Annotated in this window: 16 protein-coding genes; 10 read left to right on the top strand and 6 right to left on the bottom strand. The window is 66.9% G+C overall.

The window, feature by feature from the left end; all coding sequences use genetic code 11:
• The first annotated feature begins 7 nt into the window (after positions 1–7).
• The 4 genes from ilvC (at position 8) to DSM104443_RS06760 (ending at position 4,628) form a co-directional block, all read left to right on the top strand.
• Positions 8–1,024, top strand: a complete 1,017-nt coding sequence (ilvC, locus tag DSM104443_RS06745; protein ID WP_171090666.1) for a ketol-acid reductoisomerase — start codon at positions 8–10, stop codon at positions 1,022–1,024.
• On the top strand, positions 1,025–1,681 hold the full coding sequence (locus DSM104443_RS06750; protein ID WP_171090668.1) for a phosphatidylserine decarboxylase: 657 nt from the start codon (positions 1,025–1,027) through the stop codon (positions 1,679–1,681).
• A gap of 13 nt (positions 1,682–1,694) precedes the next feature.
• Complete coding sequence (gene pssA / locus DSM104443_RS22150; protein ID WP_171090670.1) at positions 1,695–2,870, top strand: CDP-diacylglycerol--serine O-phosphatidyltransferase; 1,176 nt, start codon at positions 1,695–1,697, stop codon at positions 2,868–2,870.
• A gap of 201 nt (positions 2,871–3,071) precedes the next feature.
• A complete protein-coding gene (locus DSM104443_RS06760; RefSeq protein ID WP_171090672.1) occupies positions 3,072–4,628 on the top strand; it encodes a 2-isopropylmalate synthase in 1,557 nt (518 codons plus the stop codon).
• A 70-nt stretch (positions 4,629–4,698) separates the two neighbouring features.
• Here the strand turns inward: DSM104443_RS06760 and DSM104443_RS06765 are convergent, their stop codons facing one another.
• Positions 4,699–4,989: a ComEA family DNA-binding protein gene (locus DSM104443_RS06765; protein ID WP_171090674.1), complete on the bottom strand. Its 291-nt coding sequence runs from the start codon at positions 4,987–4,989 to the stop codon at positions 4,699–4,701.
• Positions 4,990–5,064: 75 nt separating this feature from the next.
• Between DSM104443_RS06765 and DSM104443_RS06770 the strand changes: the two genes are divergently transcribed.
• Positions 5,065–5,907, top strand: coding sequence for an aldo/keto reductase (locus DSM104443_RS06770; protein ID WP_171090676.1), 843 nt, complete (start codon positions 5,065–5,067; stop codon positions 5,905–5,907).
• 225 nt (positions 5,908–6,132) lie between these two features.
• On the top strand, positions 6,133–6,663 hold the full coding sequence (locus DSM104443_RS06775) for a bactofilin family protein (RefSeq protein WP_171090678.1): 531 nt from the start codon (positions 6,133–6,135) through the stop codon (positions 6,661–6,663).
• A 42-nt stretch (positions 6,664–6,705) separates the two neighbouring features.
• Here DSM104443_RS06775 and purB read toward each other — a convergent pair whose 3' ends face one another.
• A complete protein-coding gene (gene purB / locus DSM104443_RS06780; RefSeq protein WP_171090680.1) occupies positions 6,706–8,073 on the bottom strand; it encodes an adenylosuccinate lyase in 1,368 nt (455 codons plus the stop codon).
• A 34-nt stretch (positions 8,074–8,107) separates the two neighbouring features.
• Here purB and DSM104443_RS06785 point away from each other — a divergent pair, with 34 nt between their 5' ends.
• Entirely contained in the window at positions 8,108–8,716 is a 609-nt protein-coding gene (locus DSM104443_RS06785; RefSeq protein WP_171090682.1) for a glutathione S-transferase N-terminal domain-containing protein, read from the top strand.
• Positions 8,717–8,720: 4 nt separating this feature from the next.
• Here the strand turns inward: DSM104443_RS06785 and mnmA are convergent, their stop codons facing one another.
• The 3 genes from mnmA to DSM104443_RS06800 form a co-directional block, all read right to left on the bottom strand.
• Entirely contained in the window at positions 8,721–9,785 is a 1,065-nt protein-coding gene (gene mnmA, locus DSM104443_RS06790) for a tRNA 2-thiouridine(34) synthase MnmA (protein ID WP_171090683.1), read from the bottom strand.
• A 90-nt stretch (positions 9,786–9,875) separates the two neighbouring features.
• Positions 9,876–10,235 (bottom strand): hypothetical protein, encoded by a 360-nt coding sequence (locus DSM104443_RS06795; protein ID WP_171090685.1) that lies wholly within the window; start codon positions 10,233–10,235, stop codon positions 9,876–9,878.
• Between the two features lie 132 nt (positions 10,236–10,367).
• Positions 10,368–10,931, bottom strand: a complete 564-nt coding sequence (locus DSM104443_RS06800; RefSeq protein ID WP_171090687.1) for a pseudouridine synthase — start codon at positions 10,929–10,931, stop codon at positions 10,368–10,370.
• Between the two features lie 66 nt (positions 10,932–10,997).
• On the opposite strand from DSM104443_RS06800, the gene DSM104443_RS06805 reads away from it, so the two are divergent.
• The gene (locus DSM104443_RS06805) at positions 10,998–12,212 is read left to right on the top strand and encodes an NADP-dependent isocitrate dehydrogenase (protein ID WP_171090688.1); all 1,215 of its coding nucleotides are present in this window, start codon (positions 10,998–11,000) and stop codon (positions 12,210–12,212) included.
• Positions 12,213–12,281: 69 nt separating this feature from the next.
• Here the strand turns inward: DSM104443_RS06805 and cspE are convergent, their stop codons facing one another.
• Positions 12,282–12,485 carry a transcription antiterminator/RNA stability regulator CspE gene (gene cspE / locus DSM104443_RS06810; RefSeq protein WP_076021892.1) on the bottom strand — a complete coding sequence of 68 codons (204 nt, stop codon included), beginning with the start codon at positions 12,483–12,485 and terminating at the stop codon, positions 12,282–12,284.
• 285 nt (positions 12,486–12,770) lie between these two features.
• On the opposite strand from cspE, the gene clpS reads away from it, so the two are divergent.
• Positions 12,771–13,082, top strand: a complete 312-nt coding sequence (gene clpS, locus DSM104443_RS06815) for an ATP-dependent Clp protease adapter ClpS (protein ID WP_171090690.1) — start codon at positions 12,771–12,773, stop codon at positions 13,080–13,082.
• Positions 13,079–15,352 (top strand): ATP-dependent Clp protease ATP-binding subunit ClpA, encoded by a 2,274-nt coding sequence (gene clpA, locus DSM104443_RS06820; protein ID WP_171090693.1) that lies wholly within the window; start codon positions 13,079–13,081, stop codon positions 15,350–15,352. The genes clpS and clpA overlap by 4 nt, the downstream gene beginning before the upstream one ends.
• Positions 15,353–15,464: the final 112 nt, after the last annotated feature.

The following is a 15,464-nucleotide window of genomic DNA, read 5'->3' on the forward strand; positions in this document are numbered from 1 at the left end:
GCGAACCATGAAGGTCTATTACGACAAGGATGCCGACCTCTCCCTCGTGAAGGGCAAGAAGGTCACGATCATCGGCTACGGCTCCCAGGGCCACGCCCATGCGCAGAACCTCACCGACTCCGGCGTGAAGGTCACCGTGGGCTTGCGCCCCGGCGGCGCCTCCTGGGACAAGGTGAAGAAGGCCAAGATCGCCGTGAAGGAAGTCGGCGAGGCCGTGAAGGGCGCGGATTTCGTCATGATCCTGCTGCCCGACGAGAACCACGCCGCGGTCTGGAAGGAATCGATCGAGCCCAACATCAAGAAGGGCGCCACGCTCGCCTTCGCCCACGGCTTCAACATCCACTTCGGCCAGATCGCTCCGAGGGCCGACCTGGACGTGGTGATGATCGCGCCGAAGGGCCCCGGCCACCTCGTGCGTAGTACTTACACGCAGGGCGGCGGCGTTCCGGCATTGATTGCCGTCCACCAGGACGCCACGAAGAAGGCCAAGGCGCTCGCGCTGTCCTACGCGTGCGCGATCGGCGGAACTCGCGGCGGGGTGATCGAGACCAACTTCCGTGAAGAAACCGAGACCGATCTCTTCGGCGAGCAGACCGTGCTGTGCGGCGGCATCGTGGAGCTCATCAAGATGGGCTACGAGACGCTCACGGAAGCCGGCTACGCGCCCGAGATGGCCTACTTCGAGTGCCTGCACGAGACCAAGCTCATCGTCGACCTCATCTACGAGGGCGGCATCGCCAACATGAACTACTCGATCTCCAACAACGCGGAGTTCGGCGAGTACGTGACCGGCCCGAAGGTGATCGGCCCGGAGGCGAAGCAGGCGATGAAGGATTGCCTGTCGCGCATCCAGAACGGCGAATACGCGCGCGACTTCATCCTGGAGAACCGCGCCGGGGCGCCCACGCTGAACGCGAAGCGCCGGCTGCTGGCGGAGCACGACATCGAGAAGGTGGGCGAGAAGCTGCGCGCCATGATGCCGTGGATCAAGAAGAACAAGCTGGTCGACACGACGAGGAACTAGATGGCAAACGGGCCCTACCCGCATCCGATCATCGCCCGGGAGGGCTGGCCCTGGATCCTGGCCGTCCTCTCGGCCGCCGTCGTGTTCGGCGGCTTCTACGGGTGGTGGTCGCTGCCCCTGTGGCTGTTCCTGCTCTTCGTGGTGCAGTTCTTCCGCGACCCGCAGCGCGACATCCCGCAGGGCGAAGGCCTGGTGCTGTGCCCGGCCGACGGGCGCGTGATCGTGGTGGGCGAGGCGCCGGATCCCTACCGCGGCGGCGCGAAGTCGGTGAAGGTGAGCATCTTCATGAACGTCTTCAACGTGCACTCGCAGCGCTCGCCGGTGGACGGCACGGTGAAGGAAGTCCAGTACTCGAAGGGCCTGTTCGTGAACGCCGCGCTCGACAAGGCGTCCTCGGACAACGAGCGCAACGCGCTCATCATCACGCTCGACAACGGCGTGGAGATCTCCTGCGTGCAGGTCGCGGGCCTCATCGCCCGGCGCATCCTCTGCTACGTGAAGGCGGGGGATCGCCTGGCGCGAGGGCAGCGCTATGGTTTCATCCGCTTCGGCTCGCGCGTGGACGTGTTCCTGCCGCCCGGATCGGTCCCGAAGGTCGCCATCGGCGACGTCGTGAAGGCGAGCTCCACGGTCCTGGCCGAGCTGCCGCGCCCGTGACGCCGTCCCGGCGATGAGCTCTCCGCGTCCGAAGGCCTTTCGCCCGGCCTCGGAGTTCCGCAAGCGCGGCATCTACCTGCTGCCCAATGCGTTCACGACGCTGAACCTCTTCGCGGGGTTCTACGCGATCGTGCAGGGCATGAACCATCGCTTCGAGCAGGCGGCGATCGCGATCTTCATCGCGATGATCCTGGACAGCATCGACGGGCGCGTGGCGCGCCTCACGCGCACGCAATCGGCCTTCGGCGCGGAATACGACAGCTTGACCGACATGGTGTCCTTCGGCGCCGCGCCGGCGCTGCTGATGTACGAATGGGCCCTGCGCGACATGGGCCGCATCGGATGGATCGCGGCCTTCGTCTATTGCGCGGGCGCGGCGCTGCGGCTCGCGCGCTTCAACACGCAGCTTTCGGTGGCCGACAAGCGCTGGTTCCAGGGCCTGCCCAGCCCGGCGGCCGCGGCGCTGGTCGTGGGCATGATCTGGGTGTTCGACGACTACCAGGTGAAGGGTGGCGACGTGCGCTGGTTCGCCGCCGCGCTCACGGTCTACGCCGGCCTCACGATGGTGTCGAACGTGAAGTTCTACAGCGGCAAGGACATCAACCTGCGCCGCGCCGTGCCGTTCTGGGTCGTGATCGTGATGGTGATGGTCCTGCTGCTGATCTCGATCGAGCCGTCGCACGTGCTCTGGGGCGTGATGGTCGCCTACGGATTTTCCGGCTACGTGATGTGGGTCGTGGCGCGGTGGCGCACCGAGGCCACGCAGAAGCAATACGCGCACATCCGCGATGCGATCGAGGAAGGCAACCTCACGGCGCTCGCACGCATGCTGGGCACGACGCCGGCCGATACCGTGATCGGCACCGGCGGGCGAACGGTCCTGATGGTCGCGATCGAGGAGGTGAACCTGCCGGCGATCGAGCTGCTCGTCGCCCGCGGCGCCTCGCTGGAAGTCGCCGATGAGCAGGGCCTTACCGCGCTGGGCCTGGCCGCCGAGAGCGGGTTCCAGGAGGCGGTGGAGGCGCTGCTGGCCGGGGGAGCCAACCCGAATCACCGCGACCTCCTGGGCGACACCCCGCTCGATCATGCCGTCGAGCACGGGGCGCACGACACGGTGGCCACGCTCCTGGGCTATGGCGCGAAGGCCAGCCGCGAGCTCCCCCCCCTGCCGCCCGATTTGCCAAGGTAGGGCTGCCCGGCTATATTTGGATCATGAACAGCGGCGAGCACCTCATCTCCATTCGCCTGATCCCGGCCACCGGCGCGCTCGCGCTGGGCCTGCTGCTGCGCCTCGCGCGCTAAAAACCCCCACCCCCCAGCAGTACCGTGCATGACCCAGCCGCCTCGGACCCGCGGGGCGGGACAGTCCATCCGTATTGAGGAGCAGGCCATGAAAGACCAGTTGATCATCTTCGACACCACCATGCGCGACGGCGAGCAGAGCCCGGGCGCCTCCATGACACGCGACGACAAGATCCGCATCGGCCGGCAGCTGGAGCGCCTCAAGGTCGACGTGATCGAGGCGGGATTCGCCGCCGCGAGCCCCGGGGACTTCGAGGCGATCCGCGCCGTGGCGATGGCCGTGCGCGAGTCCACGATCTGCTCGCTCGCCCGCGCCAACGACAACGACGTGCGCAAGGCCGGCGAGGCGGTGAAGCCCGCGAAGCGGGCGCGTATCCACACGTTCATCGCGACCAGCCCGATCCACATGCAGCACAAGCTGCGCATGCAGCCGGATGCGGTGCTCGAGGCGGCCGTGAAGGCGGTGAAGCTCGCGCGCACCTTCACGGACGACGTGGAGTTCTCCGCCGAGGACGCGGTGCGCTCCGACGTCGATTTCCTCTGCCGCATCTTCGAGGCCTGCATCGACGCCGGCGCGAAGACCATCAACGTGCCCGACACGGTGGGCTACAGCATCCCGGAGAAGTGGGGCGAGCTCTTCAAGACGCTCCTGAACCGCATTCCCAACGCCGACAAGGCCGTGTGGTCGACGCACTGCCATAACGACCTCGGCATGGCGGTCGCGAACTCGCTCGCCGCGGTGATGAACGGTGCCCGCCAGGTCGAGTGCACCATCAACGGTCTCGGCGAGCGTGCGGGCAACGCGTCGCTGGAAGAGATCGTGATGGCGGTGAAGACGCGCTCCGACCTCTTCGATTGCACCACCGGCATCGACGCCACGCAGATCGTCCCGGCCTCCAAGCTCGTCTCGACGATCACCGGCTACCCGGTGCAGCCCAACAAGGCCGTCGTCGGCGCCAACGCGTTCGCCCACGAGTCCGGCATCCACCAGGACGGCGTGCTCAAGCACCGCGAGACCTACGAGATCATGAAGGCCTCCGACGTGGGCTGGGGTGCCAATCGCCTCTCGCTCGGCAAGCTCTCGGGCCGCAGCGCGTTCAAGTCGCGCCTGCAGGAGCTCGGGATCTCGCTGCAGTCGGAAGAGCAGTTGAACGCCGCGTTCGCGCGCTTCAAGGAGCTCGCCGACAAGAAGCGCGAGATCTTCGACGAGGACATCCAGGCGCTGATGTCCGACGAGGCGGTGACCCCGGAAGTGGAGCACTACAAGCTGGTGTCGCTCACGGCGCACTCCGAGACCGGCGAGCAGCCGTTCGCGCGCGTCGTGATCTCCGAGGACGGCAAGGAGCATCGCGCCGAGGCGCGCGGCGGTGGGCCGGTGGATGCCACGTTCAAGGCGATCGAGAGCGTGGTCACGAGCGGCACGGAGCTGCTGCTGTACTCGGTCAACAACGTGACCCAGGGCACCGACTCCCAGGGCGAGGTGCAGGTGCGCCTGGCCAAGGGCGGGCGCATCGTGAACGGCATGGGCGCGGATACCGACATCGTCGTCGCATCCGCCAAGGCCTACATCAACGCGCTGAACAAGCTGGGCCACAAGTCGCGCGTGAATCCGCAGTACGGCGAGGCGGTCACCACCACCGCCTGAAAAGGCGGTGCCTGAAAAAGGAAGGGGCGGCCCGAGGGCCGCCCCTTCTGCTTGCGGACTCGCGAAGCGGTTACTGCTTCGCGATGACCTTGTCCTTGATGCCGTCGTACACGTTCTCCGGGACGATCTTCTTGTCCTTGAGCTCGTTCTTGCCCTTGTAGGGGCGGCCCTTCACGATCGCTTTCGCGCGCGCTTCGCCGATGCCCGGCAGCGTGGCGAGGTCCTTCTCCGACGCGGTGTTGATGTCCATCAGCGCTTCGGCCTTGGCGGCTGCGGGCGCGGGCGCCTTCTTGTCCTGGGCGAAGGCCGGGGCGGCCAGGGTAGCCAGGGCGAGCGAGGCGGCGATCAGCAACTTTCTCATGGGTATTCTCTCCTCTGTGGAGGTGGTAGGGTGGGGCGACGGACCCCACGATTCTATTCGCTTCCCGCACCTCAGATGAAAGGCATCCCCAGCTGCAGGCTGCCCGACGGGACGACCGTTGCACGTCTCGGCATCGGCACGTGGCACATGGGAGAGAATCGCTCGGCGCGCGCGGCTGAAGTGGCCGCCGTGCGGCTCGCCATCGACCTCGGCATGACGCTCGTCGACACCGCCGAGATGTATGGAGACGGCGGGGCCGAAGAGGTCGTGGGCGAAGCGATCCGCGGGCAACGCGAGCGCGTGTTCGTGGTGAGCAAGTTCTATCCGCACCACGCGTCCCGCAAGAAGCTCCTCGCGGCCTGCGACGCCACGCGAACGCGCCTGGACATCGACACGCTCGATCTCTACCTGTACCACTGGAGAGGTAACGTTCAGCTTGCCGAAACCGTTGACGCGCTCGAGTCGCTGGTGGCCGCGGGAGCCGTCGCGCGCTGGGGCGTTTCCAACTTCGACGTGGACGACATGAGCGAGCTGCTCGCGGTCCCCGGGGGCGGGAACGTCGCGGTAAACCAGGTCCTCTACAACCTCGATCGCCGCGGTCCCGAATTCGAGCTGATGCCGCTCCACGCATCGCGCGGCATCGCGACGATGGCGTACTCGCCGGTGGACGAGGGCCGCCTGCTGCGCCACAAGGGCCTGGCCGCGATCGCCTCGCGAATCGGGGTCTCCGCCGCGCAAGTGGCGATCGCGTGGCTCGTGCGCCGGCCGGATGTCATCGCCATTCCCAAGGCGGTGGATCCCGCGCACGTCCACGACAACCGCGCGGCCGCGGATCTCGTGCTCGACGAGGCGACGCTCGCGGAGCTGGACCGCCTCTTCGCGCCACCGTCGCGACGCCAGCCGCTCGAGATGATCTAGCGCGTCGCGCTGAAGCGACAGCCGTCAATCGTTGTGGATCAGGAGCTTGGAGGCATCGCGGAAAATGAGCGTTGCCGTGCGGCGACGTTTCGCGGGTTTTGCAGGATCCTCCCCGCGGACCTGAAACCCGCGCCCCGCCTTGCTTTGCGGCGATTCGCGCTCGCATGGCACGAATCGTGAGTGGTGCTCCCTCTTGATGTTGTCCCACGAACGAGGAGAGTACCGATGAAGTACGGCGAGCATCTGTTCAAGCGCGAAGCCCCGCGTCCGACACCCTCCAACCCCACCCACCCACCCCAGGCCGCGAATGCGCCGCATGCGACACCCGCGATCGTCCCCACCGGATCGCGCGCCGCGACGCCGCCCCCGATACCCGACATACCGCCCGTGAAGTCCGAGGAGCCCGGTGGAAGCCGCCTCATCGTCGGCCCGAACATCAAGCTGAAGGGCGTGGAGATCGACGACTGCGACACGCTGGTCGTCGAGGGCCGCGTCGAGGCGACGATGAACAGCCGCGCGATCCAGATCGCCGAGCAGGGCGCCTTCAGCGGCAAGGTCGACATCGACGTGGCCGAGATCCGCGGCACGTTCAGCGGCGAGATGACGGCGAGGAAGCGCCTCGTGATCCACGGCAGCGGCCGTGTCTCGGGGAAGATCCGCTACGGCAAGATCCTCGTGCAGGAAGGCGGGGAAATCACGGGCGAGATCAGCGCGCTCGGCGACGGTCCGCAGGACCTGCTGCGCAGCGCCTCCTGACGTTGCGGTGAGGATGCGGCGCCGTGCAACGCGGCGCCGCTTTCAGGATTCCCGGGCCAGCTTCGCCGCGAGGCCGATGTACGACGCCGGCGTGAGCGCGACGAGGCGCGCCTTCTCCGCCTCGGGGATGGGCAGCGTGCCGATGAAGGCGTGGAGGTCGGGCTTGGTGATGCCGCCCTTGCCGCGCGTGAGGTCCTTCAGCTTTTCGTACGAGCCCTCGATGCGGTGGGCCCGCATGACGGTCTGCACGGCTTCGGCGAGGACATCCCACGATTCGGCGAGGTCGGCGGCGATCCGCGCCGGGTTGGCCTCGAGCTTGTCCAGGCCGCGCTGGCACGCGTCGTAGCCCAGCAGGCAGTAGCCGAAGGCCACGCCCATGTTGCGCAGCACGGTGGAATCGGTGAGGTCGCGCTGCCAGCGCGATATCGGGAGCTTCTCCGAGAGGTGGCGCAGCAGCGCGTTCGCGAGCCCGAGGTTGCCCTCGGAGTTCTCGAAGTCGATCGGGTTCACCTTGTGCGGCATCGTCGAGGAGCCGACCTCGCCCGCCTTCACGCGCTGCTTGAAGTAGCCGAGCGAGATGTAGCCCCAGAGGTCGCGGTCGAGGTCGATCAGGATGGTGTTCAGCCGCGCCGCGGCATCGAACGCCTCGGCGAGCGCGTCGTGCGGCTCGATCTGGATCGTGAGCGGGTTGTACGTGATGCCCAGGCCCTCGACGAAGCGCCTGGCGAACCCGGGCCAGTCGAAAGCGGGAGCCGCGGCCACGTGCGCGTTGAAGTTGCCCGTGGCGCCGTTGATCTTGCCCATCATCTCGACCGCCGCGAGCTTCGAGCGCGCGCGCTTCAGGCGCGCGGCGACGTTCGCCATCTCCTTGCCCAGCGTGGTCGGCGTGGCGGGCTGGCCGTGCGTGCGGGCGAGCATCGCGAGGTCCGCGTGCGACTGGGCGAGGCCCTGGAGGCGCTCGATGAGGCGGTCGATGGCGGGCAGCAGCACGTCGTCGCGCCCGCCGCGAACCATCAGCGCGTGGGAGAGGTTGTTGATGTCCTCGGACGTGCAGGCGAAATGGATGAATTCCGAGGCCGCGGAGACTTCGGCGTTGCCGGCGAAGCGCTCGCGCAGGAAGTACTCCACCGCCTTCACGTCATGGTTGGTCGTGGCCTCGATCGCCTTGATGCGCTCGGCATCCGGGACCGAGAAGCCTTCGGCCACGGCTTCCAGCTCGCGGACGGTGGCGGCGGAGAAGGGCGGCAGCGCGGCGAAGCCCGGCTCGGCGGCCAGCGCCTTCAGCCACGCGATCTCGACGCGCACGCGCTCGCGGATCAGCGCGAACTCGCTGAAGTGCGCCTGGAGCGGGCGGGCCTTGGAGGCGTAGCGGCCGTCGAGGGGAGAAAGGGCTGTGAGCGGGGATGTCATGCGCGATTCCAGTGGAAATTTTATCATGGGCCCCATGAAGCTCATCGGATCGAAGACCAGCCCCTATGTGCGCAAGGTGCGCATCCTGTTCGCGGAGAAGCAGCTCGCGTACGAATTCGTCGAGGACAACGTGTGGGCCGCGAGCACGCTCGTGGGGCGGTTCAACCCGCTCACGAAGGTGCCCGTGCTGGTCCTGGACGACGGGACGTCCCTCTACGACTCGAGCGTGATCGCCGAGTACGTGGACACGCTCGCGTCGCCCCCGTGGCTGCCCGCCGCGCCGCTGCCTCGCGCGCTCGCCCGCCGCTCGGAGGCCCTCTGCGACGGCATCTGCGACGCCGCGGTGGCGATCGTGCTCGAGCGCAAGCGCGAGCCGATGCGCCAGGACGCCGCGACGATGGATCGGCATCGCGCCAAGATCGACGCGTCGATCGCCGCGCTCGCGACGCAGCTCGGGGAGTCCCCGTGGCTCTCGGGAGAGGCTCCGGGATTCGCCGATGTCGCGGCGGGCGCGGCGCTCTTCTACGTGGAGTTCCGACTGCCCGAGGTGGGCTGGCGCGAGCGCCATGCGAACCTGCGGCGCTGGGCGGAACGGGCCGAGGCGAGGTCCGCCTTCTCCTCGACGCGGCCGCCCGCCGCGTGATCCGTCAGGCGATCACGCCTCCGCCGAGGCACTCCTCGCCCCGGTAGAGCACGGCCGACTGCCCCGGGGTCACCGCCCACTGGGGATCGCGGAAATCGAGCGCGAACGCCGCCGGGCCTTCCGGGCGCAGCTCGCATGCGGCATCGGCCTGGCGATAGCGCGTCTTGGCGCCGTACGCGCCGTCCTCGGGCGGTGCGCCCGCCACCCAGCTCGCATCGGCCGCCCGCAGGCCGCGCTGCAGCAGGCGCTCGTGGTCGTGGCCCTGGACCACGACCAGCGTGTTCCTGCCCATGTCCTTGCCCGCGACGTACCAGGGCTGCGCGCCGCCGTCGCGCCGCCCGCCGATGCCAAGGCCCTGGCGCTGGCCGATCGTGTAGTACATGAGGCCCTGGTGCTCGCCGATCGTGCGGCCGTCCTCGGTCACCATCGGGCCCGGCTCGCGCGGCAGGTAGCGCGAGAGGAACTCGCGGAACGGCCGCTCGCCGATGAAGCAGATGCCGGTCGAATCGCGCTTGGCGTGGTTGGGCAGCCCGGCCTGGCGCGCGATCTCCCGCACCTCGGTCTTGCGCAGGCCGCCGACGGGAAACAACGTCCGCGAGAGTTGCGCCTGGTTCAGGCGATGCAGGAAATAGCTCTGGTCCTTGGCCGGATCCAGGCCCTTCAGGAGGGCGTGGCGCCCTTCGCGCTCTTCCACGCGGGCGTAGTGGCCGGTGGCGATCTTCGTGGCGCCCAGGGCCATGGCGTGGTCCAGGAAGGCCTTGAACTTGATCTCGGCGTTGCAGAGCACGTCCGGATTGGGCGTGCGCCCGGACCGGTACTCCTCCAGGAAGCTCGCGAAGACGCGGTCCTTGTACTCGGCGGCGAAGTTCACCGCCTCGATGTCGATGCCGATCTTGTCCGCGACGGAGGTCGCGTCGATGAGGTCCTCGCGCGTGGAGCAGTACTCGTCGTTGTCGTCGTCTTCCCAGTTCTTCATGAAGAGGCCCACGACGTCGTGGCCCTGTTGCTTCAGCAGCAGGGCGGCGACGGCGGAATCGACTCCGCCGGAGAGTCCGACGACGACTTTCATGGGCAAGGGAAGGCAGGCATGGCGCTCATTGTCCCAAAAACGAAGGCGGGGCCCCGGGGGACCCCGCCTTCGGCGTGCTGGAGGCCGGCGTTATTTCTTGGGCGCGGCGTCTTTCTTCGGCTCGACCGGAGCGGCCGGGACGGCCGGGGAAGCGGCGGCCGGGGTGGCGGGCTTCGTGTCGGCTTTCGGGGCGTCGGCCTTGGGGGCGTCGGCTTTCTTGGCGGGCTTCTTGGTGGATTTCTTGGCGGGCTTCTTTTCGTCTTTCTTCGGGGCGTCGGCCTTCGGGGCTTCGGCGGCCTTCGGAGCCTCGGCCTTGGCGGGCGCGGCGGCCGGCGCAACGGCGGGCTTGGCGGGTTCCGCGGCCTTGGCGGGGGCGGCCGGGGCCTGGGCGAGGGCGGAGAGCGAGCCGGCGGCAAACACCGCGGCGATCAGGGCGGACAGCTTTTTCATTTTGCTTTGCTTTCGTAGGGTAGGGGTCAGGGGTTCGTTACCTTGACGGGTCGTTTTCGAGCCTCGTCATCGGCAGTAACGCGGCGCATCGTACACGCGTTGACACACCCGTGAGCCGCGCCAGGACTGGATCTAGGGGCGCGCGTCGCGAGGCGGGAAGGGGACTTCGCGCCACTGCCCGGGCGCCAGGCCCTCGAGGCTCCAGTCGCCGATCCGGTGGCGGATCAGCCTCAGCGTCGGAAACCCCGCCTTGGCGGTCATCCTGCGCACCTGGCGGTTGCGGCCCTCGCGCAGCACCAGCTCGATCCAGCTCGTCGGCAACGCCTTGCGGACCCGGATCGGCGGGTCGCGCGGCCACAGGCCTTCCGGCTCCGCGATGGCGGTGGCGACCGCGGGGCGCGTCACGCCATCGGCGAGCTCGACGCCTTCGGACAGGAGGCGAAGCGCCGCTTCTTCCGGGACGCCTTCGACCTGTACCCAATAGGCCTTGTCGAGCTTGTGGCGCGGATCGGAGATGCGGGCCTGCATCACCCCGTGGTCGGTGAGGAGCACGAGGCCCTCGCTGTCGGTGTCGAGGCGGCCGGCGGGGTAGACGTCGGGCACGTTGACCCAATCCTTGAGCGTGGGATGGTCTCCCTCGCGCGAGAACTGGCAGATCGTGCCGAAGGGCTTGTTCAGGAGGAGCAGTCGCGGCATGGCGGGTAGGTGTGCTTTGCTACAATCCGGGGTTCACCGCACACCTTACATGCAGAGGGGAAACAGATGTCGAAGATCAAGGTCAAGAACCCGGTCGTGGAGATGGATGGAGACGAGATGACGCGCATCATCTGGCAGCGCATCCGCGAGAAACTGATCCTTCCGTACCTCGACATCGACCTCAAGTACTTCGACCTCTCGGTCGAGCACCGCGACGCCACGGATGACAAGGTGACCGTCGATTCGGCCAACGCCACCAAGGAGTACGGCGTCGCCGTGAAGTGCGCCACCATCACGCCGGACGAGGCGCGCGTGAAGGAATTCAACCTGAAGCAGATGTGGAAGAGCCCGAACGGGACCATCCGCAACATCCTCGACGGCACCATCTTCCGCGAGCCCATCATCTGCAAGAACGTGCCGCGCATCGTCTCGCACTGGGACAAGCCGGTCGTCGTGGCGCGCCACGGCTTCGGCGACCAGTACCGCGCCTCGGAGATCAAGTTCGACGGCCCGGGGACGCTCAAGATCAGCTTCACGCCGAAGGGCGGCGGGGCCCCGATCGAGAAGGAAGTGTTCCAGGCGCCCGGAGCGGGCGTGACGATGGCGATGTACAACCTGGACGACTCGATCAAGGGCTTCGCGCGCGCCTGCTTCAACTACGCGCTCAACCGCAAGTACCCCGTCTACCTGTCGACCAAGAACACGATCCTCAAGGTGTACGACGGGCGCTTCAAGAACCTGTTCGAGGAAGTGTTCAACGCCGAGTTCAAGTCGCAGTTCGACGGCGCGGGCCTCGTGTACGAGCACCGGCTCATCGACGACATGGTCGCCTCGAACCTCAAGTGGAGCGGCGGCTACCTCTGGGCCTGCAAGAACTACGACGGCGACGTCCAGTCGGACACGGTCGCGCAGGGCTACGGCTCGCTGGGCCTGATGACCTCCGTGCTCACCACGCCGGACGGCAAGACGGTGGAAGCCGAGGCGGCGCACGGCACGGTCACGCGCCACTACCGCCTGCACCAGCAGGGCAAGCCCACGTCCACCAACCCGATCGCCTCGATCTACGCCTGGACGCGCGGCCTGCAGTACCGCGGCAAGATGGACAACACGCCCGACCTGGTGAACTTCGCGCTCGCGCTGGAGAAGGTGTGCGTGGACGTCGTCGAGGGCGGCAAGATGACGAAGGACCTCGCGACGCTGATCCGCCCCGACCATCCGTTCCTCACGACCGAGGAATACATGGACGCCGTGGACGCCGAGCTCAAGCGCCGGATGCAGTGACCCTGCCCCGGAAAGGGGCATAAAAAAACCCCTGCGGCGAACCGCAGGGGTTTTTCATCGAGTCCGTCGTCAGGCGGCCTGGATGTTCGAAGCCTGTTTGCCTTTTGGGCCCTGCGTTACGTCGAAGGAGACTTTTTGTCCCTCTTTCAGCGTCTTGAACCCCTGCATCTGGATCGCGGAAAAGTGCGCGAAGAGGTCTTCGCTGCCATCATCCGGCGTGATGAACCCATACCCCTTTGCATCGTTGAACCATTTGACGGTGCCTGTTGCCATTGCTCCCTGCCCTCTGTGTGGAACGGGTGGAATCCCGCGCATCGTTCGGTTCCATAGCCCCGCACCTGATGCAGAACCCTTGAAGCCAAACTCCAACGCGCTTTGTACCTGCGCCCTCGGGGCAAGTCAACAGGGGGAGCCGGGAAGTGTCTCATTGGCGCCACGCATCGTAAGGGTTTGAAGGGTCTTGAAAAACCGCCCCCGCTTGTCCATATTAGGTAGCGACATCCCCCGATCTTTTCGTCCGCTCGGGAAACCCCCGGAGGACGGGCCCGTCCAGGCACCATGACCGACAAACCCAGCAGCGGCTCCACGGCCCTCAAGCCCAGTGCAACGAAGGCCAAGCCGCCGCCCATGTTCCAGGTGGTGATGTATAACGACGATTACACCCCGATGGAGTTCGTGGTCGAGGTGCTGCAGCTCTTCTTCACCTTGCCGCGGGAACGGGCCACCCAGGTGATGCTCAAAGTGCATACGGAAGGCCGCGGGGTCTGCGGCATCTATCCGAAGGACGTTGCAACGACGAAGGTGGACCAGGTCACGGCTTATTCACAGCAGCACCAGCATCCCTTGCAGTGCGCGATGGAGGAAACATGATTGCCCAGGAGCTCGAAGTCAGCCTGCACATGGCGTTCGTGGAGGCGCGGCAGAAGAGACATGAATTCATCACGGTCGAGCACCTGCTGCTCGCCCTCTGCGACAACCCTTCGGCGGCGGAAGTGCTGAAGGCCTGCGCGGCGAAGATCGACGAGCTGAAGAAGGCGCTCGCCGACTTCGTGATGCAGCACACCCCGACCGTCGCCGGATCCGGCGAGGTCGACACGCAGCCCACGCTCGGATTCCAGCGCGTCATCCAGCGCGCGATCCTGCACGTCCAGTCGTCCGGCAAGAAGGAAGTGACCGGCGCCAACGTGCTGGTGGCCATCTACGGCGAGAAGGACTCCCACGCGGTCTATTTCCTGCACCAGCAGGGCGTATCGCGGCTGGATGTCGTGAACTACATCTCGCACGGCATCACGAAGGCGCCCCAGGCACCCGGTTCGCGCGAGGAAGGCGAGGGCGAGCAGGAAGCGCCCGAGGCCCAGGCGGGCGGTGCGCTCGAGAGCTTCACGCAGAACCTGAACCAGCTCGCCATCGACGGCAAGATCGATCCGCTCATCGGCCGCGATTCCGAGGTCGAGCGCGTGATCCAGATCCTCTGCCGCCGCCGCAAGAACAACCCGCTGCTCGTGGGCGAGGCCGGCGTGGGCAAGACGGCGATCGCCGAGGGCCTCGCCAAGCGCGTGGTCGACAACCAGGTGCCCGAGATCCTCTCGAAGGCGCAGGTGTTCGCGCTCGACATGGGAGCGCTCCTCGCGGGCACCAAGTACCGCGGCGACTTCGAGCAGCGCCTGAAGGCGGTGCTGAAGCAGCTCGTGGACAACCCCAATGCCATCCTCTTCATCGACGAGATCCACACGCTGATCGGCGCGGGCAGCGCTTCGGGGGGCACGCTGGATGCGTCCAACCTGCTGAAGCCGGCGCTGTCGTCGGGCGCGCTGAAGTGCATCGGCGCGACCACGTACAACGAGTTCCGCGGCATCTTCGAGAAGGACCACGCGCTGTCCCGGCGTTTCCAGAAGGTGGACGTGAACGAGCCCTCGATCGCCGAGACGGTGGACATCCTCCGCGGGTTGAAGAGCCGCTTCGAGTCGCACCACGGCGTGAAGTACACGGCCAACGCGCTCACGACGGCCGCCGAGCTGTCGGCGCGCTTCATCAACGACCGCCACCTGCCGGACAAGGCGATCGACGTGATCGACGAGGCGGGTGCCCTGCAGCGCATCCTGCCGAAGTCCAAGCAGAAGAAGGTGATCGGCAAGCCCGAGATCGAGGAGATCATCGCCAAGATCGCGCGCATCCCGACCCGCAACGTCTCTTCGGACGACCGCAACGCGCTGAAGAATCTCGACCGCGACCTGAAGAACGTCGTCTTCGGCCAGGACAAGGCCATCGAAGCCCTCGCGGCCTCGATCAAGATGGCGAGGAGCGGCCTGGGCAACGCGCAGAAGCCGATCGGCTCGTTCCTGTTCTCCGGGCCTACCGGCGTCGGCAAGACCGAGGTCGCGCGCCAGCTCGCGTTCATCATGGGCGTGGAGCTGATTCGCTTCGACATGTCGGAGTACATGGAGCGCCACGCGGTGAGCCGCCTCATCGGCGCGCCCCCCGGCTACGTCGGCTTCGACCAGGGCGGATTGCTCACCGAGGCGATCACCAAGCATCCGTACTCGATCCTGCTGCTGGACGAGATCGAGAAGGCCCACCCGGACATCTTCAACATCCTGCTGCAGGTGATGGACCACGGCACGCTCACCGACAACAACGGCCGCAAGGCCGACTTCCGCAACGTGGCGATCATCATGACCACCAACGCGGGTGCCGAGGGCCTGTCGCGCAACTCGATCGGCTTCACCGACGACCGCCGCGCCGGCGACGAGATGGGCGAGATCAAGCGCCTCTTCACGCCGGAGTTCAGGAACCGCCTCGATGCCGTGATTTCGTTCGGGGCACTGGACGAGCAGATCATCCTGCGCGTCGTCGACAAGTTCCTGATGCAGCTCGAGGCGCAGCTCTCGGAGAAGAAGGTCGACGCCGTCTTCACCGAGAACCTGAAGAAGTACCTCGCCAAGCACGGCTTCGATCCGCAGATGGGCGCGCGCCCGATGGCGCGCCTGATCCAGGACACGATCCGCCGCGCTCTTGCCGACGAGCTGCTGTTCGGCAAGCTCGCCTCCGGTGGCAAGGTGACGATCGACGTCGACAAGGACGGGAAGGTGCAGCTGGACATCGCACAGTCGCAATCCGCGGAGCCCGTCGAGTCGACCTGACGCGGCCGCCGCACGAAAAGCGAAACGCCCGCCCTGCGCGGGCGTTTTCGCTTCCAGCGCATCAGCGTCGGCTGATGAATCGCCCGCGCGTCGAGTGCGCTATCCTCGGATC

This window comes from Usitatibacter rugosus, assembly GCF_013003965.1.
In the GTDB taxonomy this organism is placed as follows: Bacteria; Pseudomonadota; Gammaproteobacteria; order Burkholderiales; family Usitatibacteraceae; genus Usitatibacter; species Usitatibacter rugosus.